The sequence below is a fragment of the Pseudomonas sp. SZ57 genome (assembly GCF_009495975.1).
In the GTDB taxonomy this organism is placed as follows: domain Bacteria; phylum Pseudomonadota; class Gammaproteobacteria; order Pseudomonadales; family Pseudomonadaceae; genus Aquipseudomonas; species Aquipseudomonas syringae.
This window is the reverse complement of record NZ_WIBD01000004.1, coordinates 142,081-168,593: the sequence shown is the minus strand read 5'-3', so window position 1 is coordinate 168,593 and position 26,513 is coordinate 142,081. Positions and strand designations below refer to the sequence as shown.

Annotated in this window: 24 protein-coding genes; 19 read left to right on the top strand and 5 right to left on the bottom strand. The window is 58.5% G+C overall.

Annotated features, from left to right (window positions below; translation table 11 throughout):
* Positions 1–65: 65 nt before the first annotated feature.
* The 7 genes from GE543_RS07945 to GE543_RS07915 all read left to right on the top strand — a co-directional run bounded on the left by GE543_RS07945 (position 66) and on the right by GE543_RS07915 (position 5,501).
* Positions 66–893: an ABC transporter substrate-binding protein gene (locus tag GE543_RS07945; protein WP_153221149.1), complete on the top strand. Its 828-nt coding sequence runs from the start codon at positions 66–68 to the stop codon at positions 891–893.
* A 10-nt stretch (positions 894–903) separates the two neighbouring features.
* Complete coding sequence (locus GE543_RS07940) at positions 904–1,257, top strand: DUF4398 domain-containing protein (RefSeq protein ID WP_046236866.1); 354 nt, start codon at positions 904–906, stop codon at positions 1,255–1,257.
* Positions 1,254–2,069 (top strand): OmpA family protein, encoded by an 816-nt coding sequence (locus GE543_RS07935; protein ID WP_046236867.1) that lies wholly within the window; start codon positions 1,254–1,256, stop codon positions 2,067–2,069. Before GE543_RS07940 ends, GE543_RS07935 begins: the two co-directional genes overlap by 4 nt.
* A 216-nt stretch (positions 2,070–2,285) precedes the next feature.
* Positions 2,286–3,725 (top strand): PLP-dependent aminotransferase family protein, encoded by a 1,440-nt coding sequence (locus GE543_RS07930; protein WP_003366691.1) that lies wholly within the window; start codon positions 2,286–2,288, stop codon positions 3,723–3,725.
* Positions 3,726–3,839: 114 nt separating this feature from the next.
* Positions 3,840–4,481, top strand: a complete 642-nt coding sequence (locus GE543_RS07925) for a translation initiation factor 2 (RefSeq protein WP_074996954.1) — start codon at positions 3,840–3,842, stop codon at positions 4,479–4,481.
* 94 nt (positions 4,482–4,575) lie between these two features.
* Entirely contained in the window at positions 4,576–4,833 is a 258-nt protein-coding gene (locus GE543_RS07920; protein ID WP_003406159.1) for a YkgJ family cysteine cluster protein, read from the top strand.
* A gap of 56 nt (positions 4,834–4,889) precedes the next feature.
* The gene (locus tag GE543_RS07915) at positions 4,890–5,501 is read left to right on the top strand and encodes an START domain-containing protein (RefSeq protein WP_162886983.1); all 612 of its coding nucleotides are present in this window, start codon (positions 4,890–4,892) and stop codon (positions 5,499–5,501) included.
* Positions 5,502–5,565: 64 nt separating this feature from the next.
* Here GE543_RS07915 and gltA read toward each other — a convergent pair whose 3' ends face one another.
* On the bottom strand, positions 5,566–6,855 hold the full coding sequence (gene gltA, locus GE543_RS07910) for a citrate synthase (RefSeq protein WP_003366698.1): 1,290 nt from the start codon (positions 6,853–6,855) through the stop codon (positions 5,566–5,568).
* A gap of 361 nt (positions 6,856–7,216) precedes the next feature.
* Between gltA and sdhC the strand changes: the two genes are divergently transcribed.
* The 9 genes from sdhC (at position 7,217) to sucD (ending at position 18,679) form a co-directional block, all read left to right on the top strand.
* Entirely contained in the window at positions 7,217–7,591 is a 375-nt protein-coding gene (sdhC, locus tag GE543_RS07905) for a succinate dehydrogenase, cytochrome b556 subunit (RefSeq protein WP_003423585.1), read from the top strand.
* Positions 7,585–7,953: a succinate dehydrogenase, hydrophobic membrane anchor protein gene (sdhD, locus tag GE543_RS07900; RefSeq protein ID WP_003316551.1), complete on the top strand. Its 369-nt coding sequence runs from the start codon at positions 7,585–7,587 to the stop codon at positions 7,951–7,953. Before sdhC ends, sdhD begins: the two co-directional genes overlap by 7 nt.
* Positions 7,954–7,956: 3 nt before the next feature.
* Positions 7,957–9,729: a succinate dehydrogenase flavoprotein subunit gene (sdhA, locus tag GE543_RS07895; RefSeq protein ID WP_003419913.1), complete on the top strand. Its 1,773-nt coding sequence runs from the start codon at positions 7,957–7,959 to the stop codon at positions 9,727–9,729.
* Between the two features lie 12 nt (positions 9,730–9,741).
* Positions 9,742–10,446 carry a succinate dehydrogenase iron-sulfur subunit gene (locus GE543_RS07890; RefSeq protein WP_003343563.1) on the top strand — a complete coding sequence of 235 codons (705 nt, stop codon included), beginning with the start codon at positions 9,742–9,744 and terminating at the stop codon, positions 10,444–10,446.
* Between the two features lie 259 nt (positions 10,447–10,705).
* The gene (locus GE543_RS07885; RefSeq protein ID WP_153221148.1) at positions 10,706–13,537 is read left to right on the top strand and encodes a 2-oxoglutarate dehydrogenase E1 component; all 2,832 of its coding nucleotides are present in this window, start codon (positions 10,706–10,708) and stop codon (positions 13,535–13,537) included.
* 41 nt (positions 13,538–13,578) lie between these two features.
* The gene (gene odhB, locus GE543_RS07880) at positions 13,579–14,814 is read left to right on the top strand and encodes a 2-oxoglutarate dehydrogenase complex dihydrolipoyllysine-residue succinyltransferase (protein WP_024960477.1); all 1,236 of its coding nucleotides are present in this window, start codon (positions 13,579–13,581) and stop codon (positions 14,812–14,814) included.
* A gap of 172 nt (positions 14,815–14,986) precedes the next feature.
* Complete coding sequence (gene lpdA / locus GE543_RS07875; RefSeq protein ID WP_003409846.1) at positions 14,987–16,423, top strand: dihydrolipoyl dehydrogenase; 1,437 nt, start codon at positions 14,987–14,989, stop codon at positions 16,421–16,423.
* Positions 16,424–16,631: 208 nt separating this feature from the next.
* Complete coding sequence (gene sucC, locus GE543_RS07870; protein ID WP_004410334.1) at positions 16,632–17,798, top strand: ADP-forming succinate--CoA ligase subunit beta; 1,167 nt, start codon at positions 16,632–16,634, stop codon at positions 17,796–17,798.
* Positions 17,798–18,679, top strand: coding sequence for a succinate--CoA ligase subunit alpha (sucD, locus tag GE543_RS07865; protein ID WP_003316562.1), 882 nt, complete (start codon positions 17,798–17,800; stop codon positions 18,677–18,679). The genes sucC and sucD overlap by 1 nt, the downstream gene beginning before the upstream one ends.
* A 99-nt stretch (positions 18,680–18,778) precedes the next feature.
* Here the strand turns inward: sucD and GE543_RS07860 are convergent, their stop codons facing one another.
* On the bottom strand, positions 18,779–19,354 hold the full coding sequence (locus GE543_RS07860) for a GNAT family N-acetyltransferase (protein ID WP_046270810.1): 576 nt from the start codon (positions 19,352–19,354) through the stop codon (positions 18,779–18,781).
* A gap of 301 nt (positions 19,355–19,655) precedes the next feature.
* On the opposite strand from GE543_RS07860, the gene brnQ reads away from it, so the two are divergent.
* The gene (gene brnQ / locus GE543_RS07855; protein ID WP_153221147.1) at positions 19,656–20,969 is read left to right on the top strand and encodes a branched-chain amino acid transport system II carrier protein; all 1,314 of its coding nucleotides are present in this window, start codon (positions 19,656–19,658) and stop codon (positions 20,967–20,969) included.
* A 93-nt stretch (positions 20,970–21,062) separates the two neighbouring features.
* Here brnQ and GE543_RS07850 read toward each other — a convergent pair whose 3' ends face one another.
* The gene (locus GE543_RS07850; RefSeq protein ID WP_003316565.1) at positions 21,063–21,323 is read right to left on the bottom strand and encodes a lipoprotein; all 261 of its coding nucleotides are present in this window, start codon (positions 21,321–21,323) and stop codon (positions 21,063–21,065) included.
* Positions 21,324–21,636: 313 nt separating this feature from the next.
* Here GE543_RS07850 and htpG point away from each other — a divergent pair, with 313 nt between their 5' ends.
* The gene (htpG, locus tag GE543_RS07845; RefSeq protein WP_153221146.1) at positions 21,637–23,544 is read left to right on the top strand and encodes a molecular chaperone HtpG; all 1,908 of its coding nucleotides are present in this window, start codon (positions 21,637–21,639) and stop codon (positions 23,542–23,544) included.
* Positions 23,545–23,634: 90 nt separating this feature from the next.
* Complete coding sequence (locus tag GE543_RS07840) at positions 23,635–24,363, top strand: dienelactone hydrolase family protein (protein WP_153221145.1); 729 nt, start codon at positions 23,635–23,637, stop codon at positions 24,361–24,363.
* 252 nt (positions 24,364–24,615) lie between these two features.
* On the opposite strand, the gene fabB is transcribed toward GE543_RS07840, so the two are convergent.
* A complete protein-coding gene (gene fabB, locus GE543_RS07830; RefSeq protein WP_004410348.1) occupies positions 24,616–25,839 on the bottom strand; it encodes a beta-ketoacyl-ACP synthase I in 1,224 nt (407 codons plus the stop codon).
* Positions 25,840–25,849: 10 nt separating this feature from the next.
* Positions 25,850–26,365 (bottom strand): 3-hydroxyacyl-[acyl-carrier-protein] dehydratase FabA, encoded by a 516-nt coding sequence (gene fabA, locus GE543_RS07825; RefSeq protein WP_003316569.1) that lies wholly within the window; start codon positions 26,363–26,365, stop codon positions 25,850–25,852.
* Between the last annotated feature and the right edge of the window lie 148 nt (positions 26,366–26,513).

Sequence of the window (26,513 nt, the reverse complement as noted above, 5' to 3'; positions counted from 1 at the left end):
CGGCGGTTTGCGGTGCGCCTGCCCGGATCGAACGGGTTTTTTATTGGGTATCGAAAGGACTTTTCATGGTGCATTCCCGGCTGCTGTCTTCGCTTCTCTTCGGGCTGATCGCGATGCCGACGCTGGTCTTCGCCGCAGGCAAGTGCGAGCGTCTGATCGTGACCGGCAGCCCGGACGCGCCGCCTTATCTGTGGCGTGATCCCCAGGACCCGCGTCACCTGATGGGCGCCAATGCCGATCTGCTGACTCAGGCAGCGGGCGAGCTGGGTATCAAGGTTGAGTTTCTGTATGGCGGCAAGCGCAGTCAGGCACTCGAAGAGGTGCGCACCGGGCGCATGGACCTGCTGGCTGACGCGCCGTTGAACGCGGCACAACTCGAAGCGCTGGATTACATTCATCCGCCGATCGTGCAGAACGAAATCATGGTCTGGACGCGTCACGATCACAGTGTGCCGTTCAATGCCGTCAGCGAGCTGCAGGGTCATCCCGGCGCCATGTCGGAAAAGACCCGCCTGACGCCATCCTTTGATGCGCTGGCCAGACAGAGTCTGACCCTGGAGAGGGTGCCTGCACTTACGCCCGCGTTCCAGAAGCTGGCCTTGGGTGAGGTGGATTACGTGCTTGCCGGGCGTTATGCCGGTCTGGTCATGGTGCAGACCCTGGGGCTTTCCAAAGACCTGATAGCGCAGCCTCTACCGGTCGATACGCCGGGTTTTTATCTGGCCTTGTCGTTCAACTCGGCTTGCAATGAACCATGGTTGCGCGGACAGCTGGCGAAAAAGATGACAGAATCGGCCGCCTCTGGCCTTGCGGGCGATGTCATCAGGCACAACCTGGAGTTGTGGAAAGCCCAACTGCTGCAACCTGCCAGCGCCAGCGCACCCAACAAGTAGGGATGTTTTTGTGAGTATTCGTTTTTCAATTGCCGTCATGGCAATCGCCACGCTGGCCGGTTGCGCCAGTGATCCGGTACCAACCGAGCAGTTCAAACTGACCGAGCAGGCGCTGGAGCAGGCCAAGGCGGTCGGCGCCAGTGACGATCAACCCGAGATGGAAGTCGCCCAGGCCGGATTCGCCGAAGCCCGCGCCTCCATGGCAATCCACGCCTACAAGGACGCGCGCATGAAAGCCGAGCAGGCCGAACTTGATGCGCGCCTGGCCGAAGCGCGAGTGCTGACCCTCAAGAGCCAGGAGCAGGTCAATCAGTTGAATACCCGCCTCAATCGCTTGCGCAAGCAGCTGGGGGAGGCGCAATGAACCGTATTCCCCGTGTCCTGAGTGTGTGTCTGTTGCTAGGGTCGGCTGGCCTTTACGGTTGTGCCGGTCACAAGGACAGCGGCCAGGCCTTGCAGCAGGCCAGTGCCGACTTCCAGAAGGTCAAGGAAGATACCGATGTGCTGCGCAGTGCGCCCAAAGATGTCATTCGCGCGGGTGAGTCGCTGGCCCGCGCCGAGCGTCTGTCCAGCTACCTGGGGAGCGGTGCCGATGTCGCTCACTACGCCTACCTCAGCAGCCGTTACAGCGAAATCGCGCGTGAGCACAGCAACCTGATGCTGAGTCAGGAGCGTCTGGCAAAAATGGACATGGAGCGTCAGCGTATGCAGCTGGCACTGCGTGAAGCCAAGCTGGCCAGCGCCCAGCAGCAGGGCCGTTGGCTGGAGGATCAGATCCTCAGCCTGGCCACCACCGAAACCGACCGCGGCCTGGTCATGACCCTGGGTGATGTGCTGTTCGACGCCGGGCATGCCGAGCTGAAAAACTCCGCCAGCCGTACCATTCTCAAGGTTGTGCAGTTTCTGCAGATCAACCCGCGCCGAGTGGTCCGGATCGAAGGTTATACCGACAGCACGGGCGATCGTCAGGAGAACCTGAAACTCTCGAAAGACCGGGCACAGGCCGTTGCTGACGTGCTGATGGACCTGGGTATCGATGAAAAGCGTATCCACGTCGAAGGCTATGGGCAGGAGTTTCCTGTGAATGCCAATACCTCCGAGCGGGGCCGTGCGCAAAACAGGCGTGTCGAGATCGTTTTCTCGGACGAAAAAGGTCAGCTGGGCGCAGCTCGCTGATAAAAAGCCGATGAAAAGCCCGACGCCGGAAACGGCCTCGGGCTTTTTTGTCTTTAATCACATTGATTATGGCGTTTCTGCCCGCGTTTATTTTCACTCAGCAATCATCAATGCTGGCCTGATTTCAAACTGTTCCCGTACACTTCCGATCTGTGCCGGTTATTACGCATCTGTATTTTCAAAAATAATAAATCACCGGTCTTTTGAGGCTGTGTCATGACCAATCTCTTGCTCTACCAGCGTATCGCTCAGCAGTTGGCCGAAGACATCCGTCGTGGTGTGTATCAGCCAGGCGAGCGGGTGCCGTCCGTCCGCAAAATGAGTTCGCAGCTCAACGTCAGCCATGCCACTGTATTGCAGGCTTACGCGAACCTTGAAGACCAGGGGCTGATCCGCGCACGGCCCCAGTCCGGCTACTACGTCCATCAAACGCCCGCGCTGACGGCTTCGACCCCAGATATCGCTCGGGTCGAGCGGCCCGGCCTGGTCACGCGCAGCAGCATTATCCAGCAGGTGCTCGAAGAGTCCCGCCGCGAAGGTGTGTTCGCCCTCGGGGCTGCGGTGCCTCATGTGGATTACCTGCCGGTGCGCGCGCTGCATCAGCAACTGGCCAAGGTCACGCGTTTTCACAGCCCGCGGGCCTTCAGTTACATGTTCAGCCCTGGCTTCGAACCCTTGCGCAGGCAGGTCGCCATCCGCATGCGCGACGCCGGCGTGGTGGTCGACCCGTCTGAGGTGGTGATCACTCACGGCTGCGTGGATGCGCTGCAGATGGCGCTGCGGGTGCTGACCCGGCCCGGCGATCTGATAGCCGCCGAATCGCCAGCCTATTACGGGTTGCTGCAACTTGCCGACCTGCTGGGTTTGAAAGTCATCGAAATCCCAAGTGATCCGGCCACCGGCATCAGTCTTGAAGCCTTGCAGCTGGCGGCCAATCAGTGGTCCATCAAGGCCCTGGTACTGACCTCGCGGCTGAGCAATCCACTGGGCGGTACCATGCCGGAGGAGCGACAGAAAAACCTGCTGCGGCTGACCTCGGATTTCGATATTCAGGTGGTTGAGGATGACGTCTACGGCGAGTTGATGTTCGAAGTAGGGCGGACCAAGGCGCTCAAGGCCTTCGACCGGCTGGGGAGGGTGATTTACTGCTCGAGCTTCTCAAAGACTTTGTCACCGGGTGTGCGCATCGGCTGGATGATAGCCGGCAAATACCAGGCGGAAATTCAGCGCCTGCAGACCTTCAGTACTCACTCGGCGTGCAGCGTGACGCAAATGGCCGTCGCGGCTTACCTCGAAAACGGCGGCTACGATCGGCACCTGCGTTTCATTCGTCTTGAATACCGCAAGAACCTCAGTGCCTACCAGCTGGCGGTGCAGCAGTTCTTCCCCGAAGGCACTCAAATGAGTCGTCCCGCAGGGGGCTTTATCCTGTGGGTCAGTCTGCCGGGCAGGGTCAATACCCAGGAATTGCACGTGCGTGCGCTCGAGCAGGGCATCAGCATCGCGCCCGGGCTGATTTTCAGCAATACCGAGCAGTTCAACCACTGTATTCGTTTGAATTGCGGCATGAAATGGAACAAGGAAGCCGAGCGCGCATTGATGACATTGGGGATTCTGGCCAAGCAGTTATGTCAGGAGGCTGTTCAGGCTTATTGATTGGCAAAGATATTTGTCAATTCTTCGGAACTCTTGTCTTGTCAGGTTGGCCTCAAAAGGACAGCATGTGTTTCTTTCCGGCTTTTTGCCACTGTCTTGCCTGACTTTTTGCCTATGAATGTTTTTCGCTGTCTCGGATTGCTTGTCGTCGTACTTCTGAGTGGTTGTGACGCTCCGGATACCTCTGTGCCCAAACCCAAGACCGAGGCGGTCATCACCGCGCCGGTATCGCCCGAGGTGCATCTGAAGACTGAGGCACCTGCGCAGGCAGTCGCCACCGATGCCAAGCAAATCAAGGCGCCGGACACCATGCATCAGCTGATGCCGGGCGTGCCAGTCGTACCTGTGGTGGTCGGAAAGGAAAAATCAGAACCTGCAGCACCTCAGAGCGTCAAATCGGCGACTTCCGAAAAAGCCTCCTCCAGGGTTGCGGCAGCCAAGGCACCTGCGAGCAAGCGCAAGAACGCCAAGGATGCCAAGACCGCCAGCGTCAAGGATGTGCGAATCAAAGCACCCAAGCTGGACCTGAGCCTGCCTCCCGAGCTAGTCAAGGAGCTCGACCCGCCTGCCAAGGTGATTACCAACAAGCGCAAGCCGATATTGCCGCAGATGTTCAGCGACAAGGGCGATTCTGCGAACCCCGGCCCGTTTGAGCTCGAGGGGCGATTGCTGACCAACGAAATGCAATTGCAGATGCGTAATGACAACCGTCGCGATGTAGAAGGCGCTGCGCTGGACTTCAAATTCAAGCAGTAAGTCCTGCCTGTCGTCCGATACGGCGTTTTCAAACAGACGTTTTGACGGTTAATATCCTTTCTCTTTTTCAATTTTCAAACAAGGGTGTGTGGTCATGGACTGCCGTTCCGGTTGTGGCGCGTGCTGCATAGCGCCTTCCATCACGTCTCCCATACCCGGTATGCCTGACGGAAAGCCTGCTGGCGAGCGCTGTCTGCATCTGTCGGTCGAGTTTTTGTGCGCCTTGTTCGGCAGGGCTGAGCGGCCCGCGGTGTGCAGTCAGTTCAAGGCGGCAGAGGATGTCTGCGGTGCCGACCAGGCGGATGCCATTCGCTTGATCGGTTGGTGGGAAAAAGCCACTGCTGTGGCCTGAAAAAGTGTTTTCGAGCACAAATGCTTCTTCGGAACTTCAAAACAAGGAATAAAACAATGGGTCCGCTGTATCGCATGGCTGTTGCTTGTGGTTTCACTGTAATGCTTGCCGGAACGGCGCAGGCTGAAGAGTGGAAAGAGGTCAAGAATCAGGATGGCATCAAGGTTTCGTTGAGCGACGTGCCTGGTTCGGATTACAAGGCGTATCAGGGCATTGCGCTGATCAATGCCAGCGTGAGCAAGTTGCGTGCGCTTCAGGAGGATGTCACGGGGGCCTGCGCCTGGATTCATGAGTGCAAGTTGCAGAAAGTGCTCAAGCACGAAGGCAACAAGACCTGGACCTACAGCCAGTTCAATACGCCCTGGCCGGTGACGCCTCGCGATTCCGTGTTGTTGATCACCACTCAGGAAGGTGCTGACGGGAGTGTTACCCGTAACCTCGAAGAGCAGCCTTCGTATATCCCCGAGGAGAAGGGCTATGTGCGGGTGACCGAGGTCAAAGGCTTCTGGAAAATGGTGCCGAAGGGGCCGAACCAGACTGAAGTGACCTATCAGGTTCACACCGAGCCGGGTGGCAGTGTGCCGTCGATGCTGGCCAACAAGTTCGTTGTCGATGCACCGTACAACACCTTGAAAGCGCTCAGGGAGCGTGCCGCGCAAAGCAAATGATCCGCACTGGATAGCGCGCACAAAGAAGGGCTGCCAATGGCAGCCCTTTTTTTGCGCGTGGCGCTTACTTTCGGTCTTGCAGGGCGACGATGTCGCGTTGCACGTTGCCGGTGTACAGCTGACGAGGGCGACCGATCTTGTAAGGGCTGGAGAGCATTTCCTTCCAGTGCGAGATCCAGCCGACAGTCCGCGCCAGGGCGAAGATCACGGTGAACATGCTGGTCGGAATGCCGATGGCCTTGAGGATGATGCCCGAATAGAAGTCGACGTTCGGGTACAGCGAGCGCTCGATGAAGTACGGATCGGTCAGGGCGATCTCTTCGAGGCGCATGGCCAGTTCGAGTTGAGGATCGTTGGTGATGCCCAGCTCTTTCAGCACTTCGTCGCAGGTCTGCTTCATTACGGTGGCGCGCGGGTCACGGTTCTTGTACACGCGGTGACCGAAGCCCATGAGCTTGAACGGATCGTTCTTGTCCTTGGCCTTGGCAATGAACGTGTCGATGTTCGACACATCGCCGATTTCATCGAGCATGGTCAGTACCGCTTCGTTGGCGCCGCCGTGGGCAGGGCCCCAGAGCGCTGCGATACCGGCTGCGATACAGGCGAACGGGTTGGCCCCTGAAGAGCCTGCCATACGCACGGTGGAGGTCGAAGCGTTCTGCTCGTGATCGGCGTGAAGGATGAAGATCTTGTCCATCGCCTTGGCCAGCACCGGGCTGATCGGTTTGATCTCGCACGGGGTGTTGAACATCATGTGCAGGAAGTTTTCCGCGTAGCTGAGGTCGTTACGCGGGTACATCATGGGTTGACCCATGGAGTACTTGTAGACCATCGCTGCCAGGGTCGGCATCTTGGCGACCAGGCGTACCGCGGAAATCTCGCGGTGCTGCGGGTTATTGATGTCCAGCGAGTCGTGGTAGAACGCTGACAGGGCGCCGACTACGCCACACATGACGGCCATCGGGTGGGCGTCGCGGCGGAAACCGTTGAAAAAGGTCTTGAGCTGTTCGTGAACCATCGTGTGGTTCTTGACCACGGCCACGAACTGGGCTTTCTGCTCGGCGGTGGGCAGTTCACCGTTGAGCAGCAGGTAGCAGGTTTCGAGGTAGTCGGACTGCTCGGCCAGTTGTTCGATCGGGTAGCCGCGGTGTAGCAGAATGCCATTATCACCATCGATGTAGGTGATCTTCGAATCGCAAGAGGCCGTGGACATGAAACCAGGGTCAAATGTGAAGCGGCCGGTGGCGGTCAGGCCGCGTACGTCGATCACGTCCGGACCCACTGTACCGGTCAGAATTGGCAGCTCGACGGGGGCAGCGCCCTCGATGATCAACTGCGCTTTTTTGTCAGCCATGTGGCCTCCTATTTATGCTTCAAATCATCAGACAGGCCCCCCACGCAGGGCCCGCATCACTATAGTGAGATAAATTCTAAAGTCAATTTGCCTAAAGTCGTGTTCCGCAAGGGCTCGGCCGTGGATTTTGCAGACGGTTTACTGCCGTTTACGCCTTTTGTCGCGGCAACGCAATCCGCTATTGGCGGTACGTCTGCGCGTTGTCATTAGTGACCTAACTGTCTATACTCGGCGTCCGACCGCCAGAGGCTTTTGGCCTGTTTCAAGGGGGTCGTCACTTCCTGGGTGGTGGGTACCTGACCAGTGCACTTCCCAACAACTTGCCCTGATTGTTAGGGGCTCTTCAGTGTGAAAAAAAGCCGTGAATAGCCAACGACCTGTAAATCTAGACCTAAGGACCATCAAGCTCCCAGTCACCGCTTACACGTCCATCCTTCACCGCATCTCCGGTGTCATCCTCTTTGTCGGTATTGCAATCATGCTGTATGCAATGGACAAGTCGCTGGCCTCCGAAGAGGGATTTGGTGAAGTCAAGGCGTATATGACCAGTCCGCTGGCCAAGCTGATCATCTGGGGACTTCTGTCTGCCCTGCTGTACCACCTGGTGGCCGGTATTCGTCACCTCATCATGGACTCGGGGGTAGGCGAGACGCTTGAAGGCGGCAAGCTGGGCTCCAAAATCGTTATCGCGGTCTCCGTGATTCTGATTCTTCTGGCGGGAGTATGGATATGGTAACCAACGTCACCAACCTGTCGCGTTCGGGCCTCTATGACTGGATGGCTCAGCGTGTTTCCGCAGTCGTGCTCGCGGCTTATTTCATTTTCCTGATCGGTTACATGGTCTTTCACCCGGGTCTGAGCTACGCCCAATGGCATGGTCTGTTCGCTCACAACGGAATGCGTATCTTCAGTCTCCTGGCCCTCGTTGCCCTTGGCGCCCACGCCTGGGTCGGCATGTGGACCATCGCGACCGACTACCTGACGCCGATGGCGCTGGGCAAGTCCGCCACTGCAGTACGTTTCCTGTTCCAGGCGGTATGCGGCGTTCTGATGTTCGCCTACTTCGTCTGGGGCGTGCAGATTCTTTGGGGTATCTGATCCATGGCTAACATTAATGCGCTTTCTTTCGACGCCATCATCATTGGTGGTGGCGGTGCCGGCATGCGCGCTGCGCTGCAGCTCGCCCAGGGCGGTCACAAGACTGCCGTGGTCACCAAGGTCTTCCCGACTCGCTCGCACACCGTATCCGCCCAGGGTGGCATCACCTGTGCAATCGCTTCCGCCGATCCGAACGATGACTGGCGCTGGCACATGTACGATACCGTCAAGGGTTCCGACTACATCGGTGACCAGGACGCTATCGAATACATGTGTTCCGTAGGTCCGGAAGCGGTCTTCGAGCTCGAGCACATGGGCCTGCCGTTCTCCCGTACCGAGCAGGGCCGTATCTACCAGCGTCCGTTCGGTGGCCAGTCCAAGGACTTCGGCAAGGGCGGGCAGGCTGCCCGTACCTGCGCTGCCGCCGACCGTACCGGTCACGCGCTGCTGCACACCCTGTATCAGGCCAACCTGAAGGCCGGCACTGTATTCCTCAACGAATACTATGCAGTTGATCTGGTGAAGAACAACGATGGCGCCTTTGTCGGCATCATCGCGATCTGCATCGAGACGGGCGAAACCTCGTACATCCGCGCCAATGCAACCGTGCTGGCGACTGGCGGTGCAGGCCGTATCTACTCGTCGACCACCAACGCCCTGATCAATACCGGTGACGGTATCGGCATGGCGCTGCGTGCCGGTGTGCCGGTTCAGGACATCGAAATGTGGCAGTTCCACCCGACCGGTATTGCCGGCGCAGGTGTACTGGTCACCGAAGGTTGTCGCGGTGAAGGCGGTTACCTGATCAACAAGCACGGTGAGCGTTTCATGGAGCGTTATGCTCCGAACGCCAAGGACCTTGCCGGTCGTGACGTTGTGGCACGTTCCATGGTCAAGGAAATCATTGCCGGTAACGGCTGTGGTCCCGATGGCGATCACGTGATGCTCAAGCTCGATCACCTTGGCGAAGAAGTGCTGCACAGCCGTCTGCCAGGCATCATGGAGCTGTCCAAGACCTTCGCTCACGTCGATCCTGCAACCGCGCCGATTCCTGTCGTACCGACCTGCCACTACATGATGGGCGGCGTTGCCACCAACATTCATGGTCAGGCGATCACTCAGGATGCGGCTGGCGTCGACCAGATCATTCCAGGTCTGTTCGCGGTAGGTGAAGTGGCTTGTGTATCGGTTCACGGCGCCAACCGTCTGGGCGGCAACTCGCTGCTCGATCTGGTGGTGTTCGGCCGCGCTGCGGGTATCCACCTGGAGCAGGCTCTGCGTGAGGGCGTCGATTATGCACGCGCTTCCGAGTCCGACATCGATGCTGCCCTCGCACGCCTTGCCGGCCTGAACGAGCGCACCACCGGTGAAGACGTTGCGTCGCTGCGTAAAGAACTGCAGAGCTGCATGCAGAACTACTTCGGTGTGTTCCGTACTGGCGAATACATGCAGAAGGGTATTGCCCAGCTGGCTGATCTGCGCGTGCGTATCGCCAACGTCAAGATCAACGACAAGAGCCAGGCGTTCAACACCGCCCGTATCGAAGCGCTTGAACTGCAAAACCTGCTGGAAGTTGCCGAAGCCACGGCGATTGCCGCAGAGCATCGTAAAGAGTCCCGCGGCGCTCACGCTCGCGAAGACTTCGAAGATCGCGACGACGAGAACTGGTTGTGCCACACCCTGTATTTCCCGGGTGACAAGCGCGTGACCAAGCGTGCCGTGAACTTCTCGCCGAAGACTGTTCCGACTTTTGAACCCAAGATTCGGACTTATTAAGGGGTGGCCGATATGTTGCAAGTCAGTGTTTATCGTTACAACCCTGAGCAGGACGCCGCGCCGTTCATGCAGGAGTTTCAGGTCGATACCGGTGGCAAGGACCTGATGGTGCTGGACGTGCTCGCCCTGGTCAAAGAACAGGATCAAGGGTTCTCTTATCGTCGCTCGTGCCGTGAAGGCGTGTGCGGTTCCGACGGCATGAACATCAACGGCAAGAACGGCCTGGCCTGCATCACGCCGCTGTCGGCTGTCGTTGCCAAGAACAAGCTGATCGTACGTCCGCTGCCTGGTTTGCCGGTTATCCGTGACCTGGTCGTCGATATGAGCATCTTCTACAAGCAGTACGAGAAGGTGAAGCCGTTCCTGCAGAACGACACGCCGGCCCCGGCAATCGAACGTCTGCAAACGCCGGAAGAGCGCGAAAAGCTCGATGGTCTGTACGAGTGCATCCTGTGCGCTTGCTGCTCGACTTCCTGCCCGTCCTTCTGGTGGAACCCCGACAAGTTCCTGGGTCCTGCTGCACTGCTGCAAGCCTACCGTTTCCTGGCTGACAGCCGTGATACTCGCACCAGTGAGCGTCTGGCTTCGCTTGACGATCCGTTCAGCGTATTCCGCTGCCGCGGCATCATGAACTGCGTCAACGTCTGTCCGAAGGGCCTTAACCCAACCAAGGCTATCGGTCACGTACGCAACATGTTGTTGCAGAACGGCGTCTGATTTATCGCTTTATCTGTTACACCGTTGTACTGAAGTGGCTACGGCGCAGGCTTCAACCGGCGCCGTAGTTTTAACCTGAGCAGTAGCTCGCAAAGCTGCGGCTCTTATTTTGAAGAAATGAGACCAGCAGGGGCATCCGGGCTGGTACCCGGACTATCTGCGTGATCCCTGGTGACTTGATACAGTCGCTGCACACGACTATTTCAGGATTGCTCTGGTGTCTTCGCCGGTGGTGTCCCCTTACCGAGGGTGACCAAGCATGCAAGAAAGCGTGATGCAGCGCATGTGGAACAGTGCCCACCTATCCGGTGGTAACGCTGCCTATGTGGAAGAGCTCTATGAGCTTTACCTGCACGACCCTAACGCTGTGCCAGAAGAATGGCGCACCTACTTTCAGAAGTTGCCAGCAGACGGCAGCTCTGCCACTGATGTATCGCACTCGACCATTCGCGATCATTTCGTGTTGCTGGCCAAAAACCAGCGCCGCGCTCAACCGGTGTCCGCCGGCAGTGTGAGCAGCGAACACGAGAAGAAGCAGGTTGAAGTGCTGCGACTGATCCAGGCATATCGGATGCGTGGCCACCAGGCTGCCCAACTCGATCCGCTGGGCCTGTGGCAGCGCCCTGCGCCTGCGGATCTGTCGATCAATCATTACGGCTTGACCAATGCCGATCTCGATACGACCTTCCGTGCCGGCGACCTGTTCATCGGCAAAGAGGAAGCGAGCCTACGCGAAATTCATGAAGCGTTGCAGCAGACATATTGTCGCACCATTGGCTCCGAGTTCACTCACATCGTGGATTCCGAGCAGCGCAACTGGTTCATGCAGCGTCTCGAGAGTGTTCGTGGCCGTCCGGTGTTCTCGGCTGACATTCAGAGCCACCTGCTCGAGCGTGTTACCGCAGCTGAAGGCCTCGAAAAATACCTGGGCACCAAATACCCGGGCACCAAGCGTTTCGGTCTGGAAGGCGGCGAAAGCCTGATTCCGATGCTCGACGAGCTGATTCAGCGTTCCGGGTCCTATGGCACCAAGGAAGTCGTGATCGGCATGGCCCACCGTGGCCGCCTCAACGTGCTGGTGAACACCTTCGGCAAGAATCCTCGCGACCTGTTCGACGAGTTCGAAGGCAAGAAGAAAGTGGAACTGGGTTCCGGTGACGTCAAATACCACCAGGGCTTCTCTTCCAACGTCATGACCGCAGGCGGTGAGGTTCACCTCGCCATGGCCTTCAACCCGTCTCACCTGGAGATCGTGTCTCCGGTGGTCGAGGGTTCGGTGCGTGCGCGTCAGGATCGTCGCAACGATCCGAACGGCGACAAGGTTCTGCCGATTTCCCTCCACGGCGACGCGGCCTTTGCCGGCCAGGGCGTGGTCATGGAAACCTTCCAGATGTCGCAGACTCGCGGCTTCAAGACGGGCGGCACGATCCACATCGTCATCAACAACCAGGTGGGCTTCACCATCAGTAACCCGCTGGACTCGCGTTCTACCGAGTACGCCACCGACGTTGCCAAGATGATCCAGGCACCGATCCTCCATGTTAATGGGGACGATCCTGAAGCCGTGATGTTCGTGACACAGTTGGCCATCGATTACCGCATGCAGTTCAAGCGTGACATCGTGATCGACCTGGTCTGCTACCGTCGCCGTGGTCACAACGAAGCTGACGAGCCTAGCGGCACCCAGCCTCTGATGTACCAGCAGATCACCAAGCAGCGCACCACCCGCGAGCTGTATGCCGAGCATCTGATCAAGGCCGGCGTTCTCGACGATGCCCGCGTTCAGGCCAAGGTCGACGACTACCGCAGCGCGCTGGACAACGGTCTGCACGTGGTGAAAAGCCTGGTCAAGGAGCCGAACAAGGAATTGTTCGTCGACTGGCGTCCATACCTGGGCCATGCCTGGACTGCGCGTCACGACACCCGCTTCGATCTCAAGACCCTGCAGGAACTGTCCGCCAAGCTCATGGAGCTGCCGGAAGGCTTCGTCGTGCAGCGTCAGGTTCAGAAGATCTACGAAGACCGCCAGAAGATGCAGGCCGGTGGCTTGCCGATCAACTGGGGTTACGCCGAAACCATGGCGTACGCCACACTGGCCTTCGAAGGTCACCCGATCCGCATGACGGGGCAGGACATCGGTCGCGGTACGTTCTCGCACCGTCACGCCGTGCTGCACAACCAGAAAGACGCCGGGACCTATATCCCGTTGCAGAATCTGTACTCCGGTCAGCCACGTTTCGACCTGTACGACTCGTTCCTTTCGGAAGAGGCTGTACTGGCATTCGAATACGGCTATTCGACCACCCAGCCTGATGCGCTGGTTATCTGGGAAGCCCAGTTCGGCGACTTCGCCAACGGTGCCCAAGTGGTTGTCGACCAGTTCATCACCAGCGGCGAGCACAAGTGGGGCCGTCTGTGCGGTCTGACCATGCTGTTGCCACATGGCTATGAAGGGCAGGGGCCAGAGCACTCGTCGGCCCGTCTGGAGCGTTACCTGCAATTGTGCGCCGAGCACAACATTCAGGTGTGCGTACCGACGACTCCGGCGCAGATCTATCACTTGTTGCGTCGTCAGGTCATCCGTCCGCTGCGCAAGCCGCTGATCGTGCTGACACCGAAGTCGCTGCTGCGTCACAAGCTGGCGGTTTCGACCCTGGAAGATCTGGCCGAAGGCTCGTTCCAGACCGTCATTCCGGAAATCGATACCCTCGATCCGGCCAAGGTCACGCGTCTGGTGCTGTGCAGCGGCAAGGTCTACTACGACCTGCTGGAAAAACGCCGTGCCGAAGGGCGTGAAGACATCGCCATCGTTCGCCTCGAGCAGCTGTATCCGTTCCCTGAAGATGATTTGATGGAAACCATCGCGCCTTACATCAACCTGCAGCATGTGGTCTGGTGTCAGGAAGAGCCGATGAACCAGGGTGCCTGGTACAGCAGTCAACACCACCTGCGTCGCAGCATGGGCAACCACAAACGTGAACTCGTTCTCGAGTACGCCGGTCGTGATGCTTCTGCCGCTCCAGCGTGTGGTTACGCATCGATGCACGCCGAGCAGCAGGAAAAACTGCTGCAAGATGCCTTCACTGTTTAACGCCTTCGAGCATTAGAAACCGAATTAAGGAATTACAGATAATGGCTATCGAGATTAAAGCCCCCTCTTTCCCGGAATCCGTTGCCGACGGCACCATTTCCAAGTGGTACAAAAAAGAGGGCGATGCGGTAAAGCGTGACGAAATGCTGGTCGATATCGAGACTGACAAGGTTGTCCTCGAAGTGCTGGCCGAAGCTGACGGCGTGATGGGCGCGATCACCAAGGAAGAGGGCGCCATCGTCCTGTCCAACGAAGTGCTCGGGACATTGAATGACGGTGCTACAGCATCTGCTGCTCCGGCACCTGCTGCTGCGCCTGCCTCGGCGTCTGCTTCGGCACCCGCCGCTGCACCGGCTGCATCTGCTGGCGAAGAAGACCCGATTGCTGCGCCTGCTGCGCGTCAACTGGCTGAAGAAAACGGCATCAACCTGGCCAGCCTCAAAGGCACCGGTAAAGACGGCCGTATCACCAAGGAAGACGTGGTTGCTGCCGTTGAAGCGAAGAAATCCGCTCCGGCCGCTGCACCTGCTGCCAAGCCTGCCGCCGCCGCTGCTCCTGTCGTCGCCGCTGGCGATCGCACCGAGAAGCGTGTGCCGATGACCCGTGTGCGTGCAACCGTTGCCAAGCGTCTGGTCGAAGCTCAGTCGAACATGGCGATGCTGACCACGTTCAACGAAGTCGACATGACCGAAGTCATGGCGCTGCGTTCGAAGTACAAGGACCTGTTCGAGAAGTCGCACAACGGCGTACGTCTGGGCTTCATGTCGTTCTTCGTCAAGGCAGCCACCGAGGCGCTGAAACGCTTCCCGGCCGTCAACGCGTCGATCGATGGTTCCGATATCGTTTACCACGGCTATGCCGACGTCGGTGTAGCGGTTTCCAGCGATCGCGGTCTGGTCGTACCGGTTCTGCGTAATGCAGAGCACATGAGCCTGGCTGAAATCGAAGGCGGCATCGCCACCTTCGGCAAGAAAGCCCGCGACGGTAAACTGTCCATCGACGAGATGACCGGCGGTACGTTCACCATCACCAATGGTGGTACTTTCGGTTCGATGATGTCGACGCCGATCGTCAACCCGCCACAGGCTGCAATTCTGGGTATGCACAACATTCTGCAGCGTCCGATGGCGGTCAATGGTCAGGTCGTGATTCGCCCGATGATGTATCTGGCGTTGTCGTACGATCACCGTTTGATCGACGGCAAGGAAGCGGTAACCTTCCTCGTGACCATCAAGAACCTGCTGGAAGATCCGGCTCGTCTGCTGCTGGATATTTGATGAAGCAGTCCCGGGCTGCACATGACAGGCTGCGCAAGAGCGCAGTCTGTCGCACAGCCAGGGTCTTGCAGATTACATCTAATGAACAGGCTGCAACGCTCGTCTGTAAAGCATCACAGACCTGTCTGCAGCTTGCAGGTTAAAGCTCGCAGCTATAGAGGAATTCTTTTTTATGTCCCAGAAATTCGACGTGGTAGTGATTGGCGCAGGCCCTGGCGGTTATGTTGCCGCCATCAAGGCTGCGCAACTTGGTCTCAAGACTGCCTGCATCGAGAAGTATCAGGACAAGGAGGGCAAACTGGCCCTCGGCGGTACCTGCCTGAACGTGGGTTGCATTCCTTCCAAGGCACTGCTCGACAGCTCCTGGAAATTCTATGAAGCCAAGAATGGCTTCAGCGTACATGGCATCTCGACCTCTGAACTGAACATCGACGTTCCAGCGATGATCGGCCGCAAGTCGACCATCGTCAAAGGCCTGACTGGCGGCGTCGCCAGCCTGTTCAAGGCCAACGGCGTGACCACTCTGCAGGGCCACGGCAAACTGCTGGCTGGCAAGAAGGTCGAGCTGACCGCTGCCGACGGTACTGTCGAAATCATCGAAGCGGACCATGTGATCCTGGCATCGGGCTCGCGTCCTATCGACATTCCGCCTGCTCCGGTAGACCAGAAAGTCATCGTCGATTCGACCGGTGCTCTTGAGTTCCAGCAGGTTCCACAGCGTCTGGGCGTCATCGGCGCTGGCGTGATCGGTCTGGAGCTGGGTTCTGTCTGGGCTCGCCTGGGTGCTCAGGTCACCGTTCTGGAAGCGCTGGAGAAGTTCATTCCGGCCGCTGACGAAGCGGTTTCCAAGGAAGCGCTGAAAACCTTCAACAAGCAGGGCCTGGACATCAAACTGGGCGCTCGCGTGACCGGTTCCAAGGTCGAAGGCGAACAGGTTGTGGTCAGCTACACCGACGCTGCCGGCGAACAGTCGATCACCTTCGACCGTCTGATCGTTGCCGTGGGCCGTCGCCCTGTGACCACCGACCTGCTGGCTTCGGACAGCGGAGTGGATCTGGATGAGCGCGGTTTCATCTACGTTGATGACTACTGCACCACCAGCGTACCGGGCGTATACGCCATCGGTGACGTGGTTCGCGGCCTGATGCTGGCGCACAAGGCCTCGGAAGAGGGCATCATGGTTGTCGAGCGCATCAAGGGCCACAAGGCCCAGATGAACTACAACCTGATCCCGTCGGTTATCTACACCCACCCGGAAATCGCCTGGGTCGGCAAGACCGAGCAGACACTCAAGGCCGAAGGCGTTGAAGTCAATGTCGGTACGTTCCCGTTCGCAGCCAGTGGCCGTGCCATGGCAGCCAACGACACCGGCGGTTTCGTCAAGATCATTGCCGACGCCAAGACCGATCGCGTACTGGGTGTTCACGTTATCGGCCCGAGCGCTGCAGAGCTGGTACAGCAGGGCGCAATCGCGATGGAATTCGGCAGCAGCGCAGAGGACATCGGCATGATGGTCTTCTCGCACCCGACCCTGTCCGAAGCGCTGCATGAAGCTGCACTGGCTGTGAATGGCGGCGCCATTCATATCCAGAATCGCAAGAAACGCTAAGACAACAAGAGAAACCACGGCGCAGTGCCCGTCGTTGGCCTTGCAAGCAGGGCTTACCGCGGAATCTGCGCCGGACTCGACCTCTCAGGCGGCTTCATGAGTGTCCCACGGCACTTGCGGAGTCCACCCGGAGTAGCGGTCACAGGTGGTGCGGCACGCCGACGTGCAGCACCGAATGCGCAGTACCTAAACGAAGACGGTAATAAGCATGAATCTTCACGAGTATCAGGGTAAGCAGCTGTTCGCTGAGTACGGCCTGCCAGTATCCAAGGGTTACGCGGTAGACACCCCGGAAGCAGCAGCAGAAGCCTGCGACAAGATCGGCGGGACCGAGTGGGTCGTCAAAGCCCAGGTTCACGCAGGTGGTCGCGGTAAAGCGGGCGGCGTAAAGCTGGTTCGCAGCAAAGAAGACGCTGCAGCGTTCGCTCAACAGTGGCTGGGCAAGCGCCTGGTGACTTACCAGACTGACGCCAACGGTCAGCCAGTGACCAAGATCCTGGTCGAGTCCTGCACCGACATCGCCAAAGAGCTGTACCTGGGCGCTGTGGTCGATCGTTCCAGCCGTCGTATCGTGTTCATGGCGTCCACCGAAGGTGGCGTGGACATCGAGAAGATCGCTCACGACACTCCTGAAAAGATTCTCAAGGCCACCATCGATCCACTGGTTGGCGCTCAGCCGTTCCAAGGTCGCGAGCTGGCTTTCCAGCTGGGTCTGGAAGGCAAGCAGGTCACCCAGTTCGCCAAGATCTTTACCGGTCTGGCCAAGCTGTTCCAGGACCATGACCTGGCACTGCTGGAAGTGAACCCGCTGGTGATCAAGGCTGACGGCGATCTGCATTGCCTGGATGCCAAGATCAACATCGACGCCAACGCCATGTACCGTCAGCCAAAGCTGAAGGGCTTCCACGATCCTTCGCAGGACGATCCTCGCGAAGCTCACGCCGCCAAGTTCGAACTGAACTACGTTGCGCTGGAAGGCAACATCGGCTGCATGGTCAACGGTGCCGGTCTGGCCATGGGTACCATGGACATCGTCAACCTGCATGGCGGCAAGCCTGCAAACTTCCTTGACGTTGGCGGCGGTGCCACCAAGGAACGCGTTACCGAAGCGTTCAAGATCATTCTGTCCGACGCCAACGTCGCTGCAGTACTGGTCAACATCTTCGGCGGCATCGTTCGTTGCGACATGATTGCCGAAGGCATCATCGGTGCAGTGAAAGAAGTCGGCGTTAAAATCCCGGTTGTTGTTCGCCTTGAAGGCAACAACGCTGAGCTGGGCGCTAAAGTACTGGCAGAAAGCGGTTTGAACATCATCGCTGCTACCAGCCTGACCGACGCTGCTCAACAAGTTGTCAAAGCCGCGGAGGGCAAGTAATGAGCGTCCTGATCAATAAAGACACCAAGGTTATCTGCCAGGGTTTCACTGGTTCGCAAGGTACCTTCCACTCCGAGCAAGCCATTGCCTACGGCACCAAGATGGTTGGCGGCGTGACACCAGGCAAGGGCGGCACCACGCACCTGAACCTGCCCGTGTTCAACACTGTGAAAGAAGCGGTAGACACCACTGGCGCAACCGCCAGCGTCATCTACGTTCCGGCTCCTTTCTGCAAGGATTCCATCCTTGAAGCAGCGTTCGGCGGCATCAAGCTGATCGTGTGCATCACCGAAGGCATCCCGACCATCGACATGCTGGAAGCCAAGGTCAAGTGCGACGAGCTGGGTGTGGTCCTGATCGGTCCTAACTGCCCAGGCGTCATCACTCCGGGCGAGTGCAAGATCGGCATCATGCCAGGTCACATTCACTTGCCAGGCAAGGTAGGCATCGTGTCGCGTTCCGGCACCCTGACTTACGAAGCTGTGAAGCAGACCACTGACGCCGGTTTCGGTCAGTCCACCTGTGTTGGTATCGGCGGTGACCCGATTCCGGGCTCGAACTTCATCGACATCCTGAAGCTATTCCAGGAAGACCCGAAGACCGAAGCGATCGTCATGATCGGTGAGATCGGCGGTTCGGCTGAAGAAGAAGCGGCTGCCTACATCAAGGCACACGTGACCAAGCCGGTTGTTTCCTACATCGCTGGTGTGACTGCGCCTCCGGGCAAGCGCATGGGCCATGCCGGTGCAATCATCTCGGGTGGTAAAGGTACTGCAGACGAGAAATTCGCTGCACTGCAGGACGCTGGCGTGAAAACCGTGCGCTCCCTGGCAGACATCGGCAAGGCCCTGGCCGAGCTGACTGGTTGGCCGACCAAGTAAGCCTCGCTTGCTTTTCGGGTAATCGACAAAAGCCACCTTCGGGTGGCTTTTGTTTGGGCGTCTGAAAAAGACGGCGGGGCGTCCTGGTCCTGTTTCCTTTTATCGATTGGTATTCATCTGCCATTCCTGACGGGTCAACTCCCATATTTGCTCTTGGGTGGTTCCGCAGACAAACTGCGCTTCCTGAACGGTCACAAGGCGCATGCCTTCGCGCCGAGACAGTCGGCACGACGCTTCATTCAAGGCCGATTTTGCCACACGCAAAACGGGACGTTTAAGGGTTTCAAACCAGAAACGGTCGATGGCCACGCACACCTCCGACATCAGGCCCAGCCCCTGATAGGGTGGAGAGAGCCAGAACCCGCGATTGTTGTCTGGCTCATCCATCATGCACGCGGCACCGATCAGATGATCCTGCTCGCCGCAAAGACGAATCGACCAGTGCCACTCTTCACCGTCCTGCATGGCTGGCAGGGCGTCCTCGCGGATATAACGCAGCGCTTCTCCGTCAGGGTAGGGCCAGGGCACGTGGTGGGTCAGATAACGCACCACTTCCCACTGGTTGAACAGGTGTTGCATCGCCGCAGCGTCTTCAAGCTGCAACGGCCGCAGGACCAGGCGCGGCGTGTACAGGGTCGGCGTGGGTATCGCACTCAGATGGGTGATGTCAGGCATGGAAATAAGCTGCCGGGTATAGAGAGGAGGCCCAATCTATCCGTTAGGAAACGCCTGGTCTGTCAGGCATTTCTGGTTTTACAGCGGCTTTTGCAACTGCCAGTTAAGGGTGCGTCGTCGGGTGGCTCGCCCTGAGACAGTGCATTTTCGAGCGAAGTTGGCTACCCTGTCCGCCGTTTTTGCGTTGCCCTCACGAGGGGCGTTTCGCAAGGTACTGCCACGTCTTACGCCGACGGGCTGCGTCTGCCCCATTCATGGGTGACGTCCCATCCCTTATTTCGATTCCGTGTGGTCCCTCGTAATGAAAGTGTTGAAAGGCCAGGACATCCTGGCACTCGGTTTTATGACATTTGCCCTGTTCGTCGGGGCTGGCAATATCATCTTCCCCCCTATAGTGGGCCTGCAGGCCGGGCCGCATGTCTGGATGGCGGCGCTGGGCTTTCTGGTCACCGCGGTTGGCTTGCCGGTCATTACCGTGATCGCTCTGGCCAGGGTCGGCGGCGCGATGGATGCCCTGAGCAGTCCGATTGGCAAGATCGCTGGCGGGGCGCTCGCTGCCGTCTGCTATCTGGCGGTCGGTCCATTGTTCGCCACTCCGCGTACCGCCACGGTTTCGTTCGAAGTCGGCCTGGCGCCGCTGACCGGCGACACCCCGATGGCGTTGTTCCTCTACAGTCTGGTGTATTTTCTGGTGGTGTTCTGGGTGTCGCTGTACCCGGGGCGCCTGCTCGATACCGTCGGGCGCTTTCTGGCGCCGCTGAAGATCATCGCGCTGGCGGTACTGGGCATCGCGGCATTCGCCTTGCCGGCAGGCGGAATAGGGGAGGCGGAGCCGGCGTACGCCGTAGCGCCGTTTTCCCAGGGCTTCATCAACGGTTACCTGACCATGGATACCCTGGGGGCGCTGGTCTTCGGTATCGTCATCGTCAACGCGATCCGCTCGCGCGGTGTCGAATCGCCCCGTCTGATCACGCGCTACGCGATCATTGCCGTGCTGATCGCCGGGGTCGGGCTGGCGCTGGTGTATGTCAGCCTGTTTCGCCTCGGCTCCGGCAGCCACGCCGTGGCCGCAGGTGCCAGCAATGGCGCAGCGGTTCTGCATGCGTATGTGCAGCACACCTTCGGTTCGCTGGGCAGCGGTTTTCTTGCCGTGCTGATTTCCCTGGCGTGCCTGGTGACTGCAGTAGGCCTGACCTGTGCCTGCGCCGAATACTTTGCCAAGGTGCTGCCGCTGTCCTACAGAACGCTGGTGATCATCCTCGCCGTGTTCTCGCTGCTGGTGTCCAATCTCGGGTTGACCAAACTGATCCAGTTTTCGATTCCGGTGCTCACGGCGATTTATCCGCCGTGCATCGTTCTGGTCGCGCTGAGCTTCTGCAAAGAGCTCTGGCAGAGCCAGGGACGTGTGGTGGCACCTGTGATGCTGGTTTCGCTGGTGTTTGGCCTGATCGATGCGCTGAAGGGCGCCGGTTTCGGCGACGCGCTGCCCGATGTTCTGAGCCATCTGCCGCTGGGTGATCAGGGGCTTGCGTGGCTGGTGCCTGCTGTTGTCACGCTGGCAGTTGCAGTGGTGGTGGACAGGGTCATGGGCAAGCGCAGCGAGGCGCTGGCTTGAAGGCCGGGTTTTAGACGATTGCGCAGGAAAAATCGTGCTGCATGAAAAGGCCCGCTGTAAGCGGGCCTTTTTAGTTCTGCGAGCGTGTCAGCCTTACTTGGTGGCTGGTGCTGCTTCTGGCGCCTTGTCGGCGTTTTCATTGGTGCGCTGCTGAGCGGCTTCAGCGTTCTTCTGAGCGGCTTCCTGGCTTTCCTTGGCCGCGTCATTCACTTTTTCCTGAGCCTTTTCCATCGACTCCTGGGACTGCTGAGCTGCCTTGTTGGCATCTTGCTGAGTGTTTTCGGACTTTTTGTCACAGGCGGCAAGGCCCAGGGTGGCAGAAAGCATCAAGGCATAGGCTAAAGATTTACGCATGGGGTGTTTCTCCTTATTGATTATTCACGAGCCTAAGAGCCTGCTCCTGAGGGTTAAGTTCCACCCGTGACGACAATAATGGAGGGCGCCGTTTCACGGTCGTTACAGGCTGATGAAAGCGCGCCGATCATCAGCCGTTCCGGCGAGCTCCGAGCAGGCGGGTTCGCCTCGTGCCCGAAGCACGAAACACGCTCCAGGCATCATTGGCTCTTGAAATCCCCGACCCAGCCCCCACCTTGATGACTACCCGCTGTCACACAGGCTGCTGCCTGACCGTGACGGCTTATACCATCCAGATCGGAGTTTGATGATTATGAGTGTGGAAACTCAAAAGGAAACCCTGGGCTTCCAGACCGAGGTAAAGCAACTGCTGCACCTCATGATCCATTCGCTGTATTCCAACAAGGAAATTTTCCTTCGCGAATTGATCTCGAACGCGTCTGACGCGGTCGACAAATTGCGTTTTGAAGCGTTGTCCATGCCCGAGTTGCTGGAAGGCGGCGCGGAGCTGAAAATTCGTGTGAGCTTCGACAAGGACGCGAAGACCGTTACGCTTGAAGACAACGGCATCGGTATGAGCCGTGAAGACGTGATCACCCACCTGGGCACGATCGCCAAGTCCGGCACCGCTGATTTCATGAAAAACCTGTCGGGCGACCAGAAGAAGGACTCGCACCTGATCGGTCAGTTCGGCGTCGGCTTCTACTCGGCGTTCATCGTTGCCGATCAGGTCGAAGTGTTCAGCCGTCGTGCCGGCACGCCAGCGAGCGAAGGCGTGCACTGGTCTTCCAAGGGCGAAGGCGAGTTCGAAGTCGCCACCGTCGACAAGGCTGATCGTGGCACCCGTATTGTTCTGCACCTGAAAAACGGTGAAGAGGAATTCGCTGACGGCTACCGCCTGCGTAACATCATCAAGAAATACTCCGACCATATCGCCTTGCCGATCGAGCTGCCCAAAGAGCAGGCTCCGGCAGCCGAAGGTGAGGAGGCACCGGCGCTGGAGTGGGAAACCGTCAACCGTGCCAGCGCACTCTGGACCCGTCCGCGCACCGAGGTGAAGGACGAGGAGTATCAGGAGTTCTACAAGCACGTCGCACACGACTACGAGAACCCGCTGAGCTGGAGCCATAACAAGGTCGAAGGCAAGCTGGAATACACCTCGCTGTTGTATGTGCCTGCGCGTGCGCCGTTCGATCTGTATCAGCGTGAAGCACCGCGTGGTCTCAAGCTCTACGTGCAGCGCGTGTTCGTGATGGATCAGGCCGAGTCGTTCCTGCCGCTGTACATGCGCTTCGTCAAGGGCGTGGTCGACTCCAATGACCTGTCGCTGAACGTTTCCCGCGAAATTCTGCAGAAAGACCCGATCATCGATTCGATGAAGTCGGCGCTGACCAAGCGCGTGCTGGACATGCTGGAGAAGCTGGCGAAAAACGAGCCCGAGAAGTACAAAGGCTTCTGGAAAAACTTCGGTCAGGTCCTCAAGGAAGGTCCGGCAGAAGACTTCGCCAACAAGGAAAAAATCGCCGGTCTGCTGCGTTTCGCATCGACGTCCGACGACAGCGGCGAACAGAGCGTTTCTCTGGCCGAGTACCTGGCGCGTGCCAAGGAAGGTCAGGACAAGATCTACTACCTCACTGGCGAATCCTACGCACAGGTCAAGAACAGCCCGCACCTTGAAGTCTTCCGCAAGAAGGGCATCGAAGTGCTGTTGCTCACCGATCGTATCGACGAGTGGCTGATGAGCTACCTGAGCGACTTCGATGGCAAGGGCTTTGTGGATGTGGCGCGTGGTGACCTGGATCTGGGCAATCTTGACTCCGAAGAGGACAAGAAGGCTCAGGAAGAGATCGCCAAGGACAAGGAAGGCCTGATCGAACGCCTGAAAGCCGCCCTGGGCGATTCGGTGAGCGAAGTGCGGGTTTCCCATCGTCTGACCGATTCGCCTGCGATTCTGGCCATTGGCGAGCAGGATATGGGGCTGCAGATGCGTCAGATTCTGGAAGCCAGCGGTCAGAAGGTGCCGGACTCCAAGCCTATCTTCGAATTCAACCCTGCCCACCCATTGATCGGCAAGCTCGATGCCGAACAGAGCGAAGACCGCTTCGGCGATCTGTCGCACATCCTGTTCGATCAGGCCGCACTGGCCGCTGGTGACAGCCTCAAGGATCCGGCCGCTTACGTGCGCCGTCTGAACAAGTTGCTGGTAGAACTGTCGGTTTGATAGCCGGTTGACAAGAAACCCGCCTCGGCGGGTTTTTTGTTTCATTTCCCGCGACACGTCCTTCATCTCTCCAACGATCAGGAGTCAGTAATGAGCAGCAATATCGAAATTCGTTCTGTGATCTATCAGATTGATGGTCAGCCTTATGAAAGCCGTCTGGTGTACGACACCAATGCTACTGCTGCACAGCCAGGTCTGCTGATGGCGCCCAACTGGATGGGTGTCAGCAAGGGTGCCGAAGACATTGCCAAAGCGGTCGCAGCCCAGGGCTATGTAGTGTTGCTGGCTGACCTGTATGGTCAGCAGATTCGCCCCGGTAACAATGACGAGGCGGGCGCTGCCATGACGCCGCTCAAGAACGATCGCGGCCTGCTGCGCAAGCGTATGCAGGCAGGACTCGACCAGTTGTTGGGCCAGGGCGGTGCGTCTCTGGACTCAAGCAAAATCGCAACCTTCGGCTTCTGCTTCGGCGGCTGCTGCTCTCTGGAGCTTGCGCGTACCGGTGCCGAACTGAAAGCCGCGATCTCCTTCCACGGTACGCTGGACACACCCAACCCGGCTGACGCCAAAAACATCAAAGGCTCGGTGCTGGTCCTGCACGGCGCTTCTGACCCATTGGTGCCGAAAGAGCAACTACCAGCTTTCGAAGACGAGATGAACGCCGCTGGCGTGGACTGGCAGCTGTACAGCTATGGCGGCGCATTCCATTCCTTCACCGATCCGCACGCCAACGTGCCAGGCATGATGATGTACGACGCCAAAGTGTCGAAACGCGCGTTCAAGTCGATGCATGATTTGCTGAAAGAAGTGTTCGGCTGAAGGAACAACGATCTTCCCCTAAGGCATGCCGGATGACACTACCGTTCCGTGGGCATGCCGGTCTGGACGCTCTGCGTCCTCTTGCGACGCAGAGCGTCGTGAACTGCATTCCCACGCTGGAGCGTGAGGAACGATCGGTGTTCTGAAGATCCATCGTCCACGCAGATATACCGAAGAGCACTAGCCACGTTTTTCCGACCCACAAAAAAGGCGCCTCGAAAGGCGCCTTCTTTGTTTGTGGCAAAAGCAGTATTACTTGCCTGCCCAGCGCTTCAATACCAGCGTGGCGTTGGTGCCACCGAAACCGAAGCTGTTGCTCATGACCAGATCGAGCTTGGCGTCTTCGCGGGTCTTGAGCAGGATCGGCATGTCGGCAACCACCGGGTCCAGCTCTTCGATGTTGGCCGAACCTGCGATGAAGTTGTTCTCCATCATCAGCAGGCAGTAGATCGCTTCGTGGACACCTGCGGCGCCTAGCGAGTGGCCCGACAGGCTCTTGGTGGAGCTGATCGCCGGAGCGTTGGCGCCGAATACTTCGCGCACACCTTCCATTTCCTTGGCGTCGCCGACCGGGGTCGAGGTGCCGTGGGTGTTGATGTAGTCAATGGCGCCGGAGTCGATGTCGCCCAAGGCCATCTTCATGCAACGAATGGCACCTTCACCGCTGGGTGCGACCATGTCGTAGCCATCGGAGGTCGCGCCGTAACCGACGATTTCTGCGTAGATCTTCGCGCCACGCGCCAAGGCGTGTTCGAGTTCTTCGACCACCACCATGCCGCCACCACCGGCAATGACGAAGCCGTCACGCTTGGCGTCGTAGGCACGCGAGGCTTTTTCCGGGGTTTCGTTGTACTGGGTGGACAGTGCGCCCATCGCGTCGAACAGGAACGACTGGCTCCAGTGCTCTTCTTCGCCGCCACCGGCAAAGACGATGTCCTGCTTGCCCAGCTGGATCTGCTCGACAGCGTTGCCGATGCAGTGTGCGCTGGTGGCGCAGGCGGACGAGATGGAGTAGTTCACACCCTTGATCTTGAACGGCGTGGCCAGGCAGGCCGAAACGGTGCTGCCCATTGTTCGCGTGACGCGGTAAGGGCCGACGCGCTTGACGCCTTTCTCACGCAGGGTATCCAGCGCTTCCATCTGGTTCAGGGTCGAGGCGCCGCCGCTGCCGGCGATCAGGCCGGTACGCACGTTGGAAACCTGCTCGTCGGTCAGGCCCGAATCGGTGATGGCGTCTTTCATCGCCAGGTAGGCATAGGCTGCCGCATGGCCGACGAAGCGGAAGATCTTGCGATCGATCAATTCTTCCAGATTCAGGTCGATGGAGCCGGAAACCTGGCTGCGCAGACCCATTTCGGCATATTCCGGGTTGAAGCGGATGCCAGGGCGGTTAGCACGCAGGTTAGCGGTGACGGTCTCTTTGTCATTGCCCAAGCAGGAAACAATACCCAGACCAGTGATAACGACGCGGCGCATGCGAGTACCCTTAGAAATTTTCAGTGGAAGTGAACACGCCGACCCGGAGGCCTTCGGCGGTATAGATTTCGCGACCGTCGACACTCACTGAACCGTCGGCGATGGCCAGGTTCAGCTTGCCCTTCAGGACGCGCTTGATATGGATGTTGTAAGTGACTTTTTTGGCGGTAGGCAGAACCTGACCGAAAAACTTCACTTCGCCTGAACCCAGGGCACGGCCACGGCCGGGATTGCCCTGCCAGCCAAGATAGAAGCCAACCAGCTGCCACATGGCGTCGAGGCCCAGGCATCCAGGCATGACCGGATCACCTTCGAAGTGGCAGGCAAAGAACCACAGGTCCGGATTGATATCCAGTTCGGCGACCAACTCACCTTTGCCGAACTTGCCGCCCTCATCACTGATGTGCGTGATGCGATCAACCATCAGCATGTTGGGGGCGGGCAGTTGCGCATTACCTGGGCCGAACAGCTCGCCACGACTGCAGCGCAGCAGGTCTTCCCGGGTAAAGGCGTGTTGTTTGGTCATGCGAGCTCCTCAATAATCTTGTGCGGCAGGTTGTGGCGCCACTGGCCCGAACGCCAGTCCTGGCGCTAATTTCGCCAGGACCCTGTCCGGCAGCCTACTCATAGACTGTTGCGTTGTAATGAAAGTCACAGCGCAGGTGAAATCAAGG

Bases quoted from the DNA above. Each gene is read 5' to 3' on its own strand.
- GE543_RS07945 (WP_153221149.1), top strand. From the start codon at position 66: ATGGTGCATTCCCGGCTGCTGTCTTCGCTTCTCTTCGGGCTGATCGCG.
- GE543_RS07935 (WP_046236867.1), top strand. From the start codon at position 1,254: ATGAACCGTATTCCCCGTGTCCTGAGTGTGTGTCTGTTGCTAGGGTCG.
- GE543_RS07930 (WP_003366691.1), top strand. From the start codon at position 2,286: ATGACCAATCTCTTGCTCTACCAGCGTATCGCTCAGCAGTTGGCCGAA.
- GE543_RS07925 (WP_074996954.1), top strand. From the start codon at position 3,840: ATGAATGTTTTTCGCTGTCTCGGATTGCTTGTCGTCGTACTTCTGAGT.
- GE543_RS07920 (WP_003406159.1), top strand. From the start codon at position 4,576: ATGGACTGCCGTTCCGGTTGTGGCGCGTGCTGCATAGCGCCTTCCATC.
- GE543_RS07915 (WP_162886983.1), top strand. From the start codon at position 4,890: ATGGGTCCGCTGTATCGCATGGCTGTTGCTTGTGGTTTCACTGTAATG.
- gltA (WP_003366698.1), bottom strand. From the start codon at position 6,855: ATGGCTGACAAAAAAGCGCAGTTGATCATCGAGGGCGCTGCCCCCGTC.
- sdhD (WP_003316551.1), top strand. From the start codon at position 7,585: ATGGTAACCAACGTCACCAACCTGTCGCGTTCGGGCCTCTATGACTGG.
- sdhA (WP_003419913.1), top strand. From the start codon at position 7,957: ATGGCTAACATTAATGCGCTTTCTTTCGACGCCATCATCATTGGTGGT.
- GE543_RS07890 (WP_003343563.1), top strand. From the start codon at position 9,742: ATGTTGCAAGTCAGTGTTTATCGTTACAACCCTGAGCAGGACGCCGCG.
- GE543_RS07885 (WP_153221148.1), top strand. From the start codon at position 10,706: ATGCAAGAAAGCGTGATGCAGCGCATGTGGAACAGTGCCCACCTATCC.
- odhB (WP_024960477.1), top strand. From the start codon at position 13,579: ATGGCTATCGAGATTAAAGCCCCCTCTTTCCCGGAATCCGTTGCCGAC.
- lpdA (WP_003409846.1), top strand. From the start codon at position 14,987: ATGTCCCAGAAATTCGACGTGGTAGTGATTGGCGCAGGCCCTGGCGGT.
- sucC (WP_004410334.1), top strand. From the start codon at position 16,632: ATGAATCTTCACGAGTATCAGGGTAAGCAGCTGTTCGCTGAGTACGGC.
- sucD (WP_003316562.1), top strand. From the start codon at position 17,798: ATGAGCGTCCTGATCAATAAAGACACCAAGGTTATCTGCCAGGGTTTC.
- GE543_RS07860 (WP_046270810.1), bottom strand. From the start codon at position 19,354: ATGCCTGACATCACCCATCTGAGTGCGATACCCACGCCGACCCTGTAC.
- brnQ (WP_153221147.1), top strand. From the start codon at position 19,656: ATGAAAGTGTTGAAAGGCCAGGACATCCTGGCACTCGGTTTTATGACA.
- GE543_RS07850 (WP_003316565.1), bottom strand. From the start codon at position 21,323: ATGCGTAAATCTTTAGCCTATGCCTTGATGCTTTCTGCCACCCTGGGC.
- htpG (WP_153221146.1), top strand. From the start codon at position 21,637: ATGAGTGTGGAAACTCAAAAGGAAACCCTGGGCTTCCAGACCGAGGTA.
- GE543_RS07840 (WP_153221145.1), top strand. From the start codon at position 23,635: ATGAGCAGCAATATCGAAATTCGTTCTGTGATCTATCAGATTGATGGT.
- fabB (WP_004410348.1), bottom strand. From the start codon at position 25,839: ATGCGCCGCGTCGTTATCACTGGTCTGGGTATTGTTTCCTGCTTGGGC.
- fabA (WP_003316569.1), bottom strand. From the start codon at position 26,365: ATGACCAAACAACACGCCTTTACCCGGGAAGACCTGCTGCGCTGCAGT.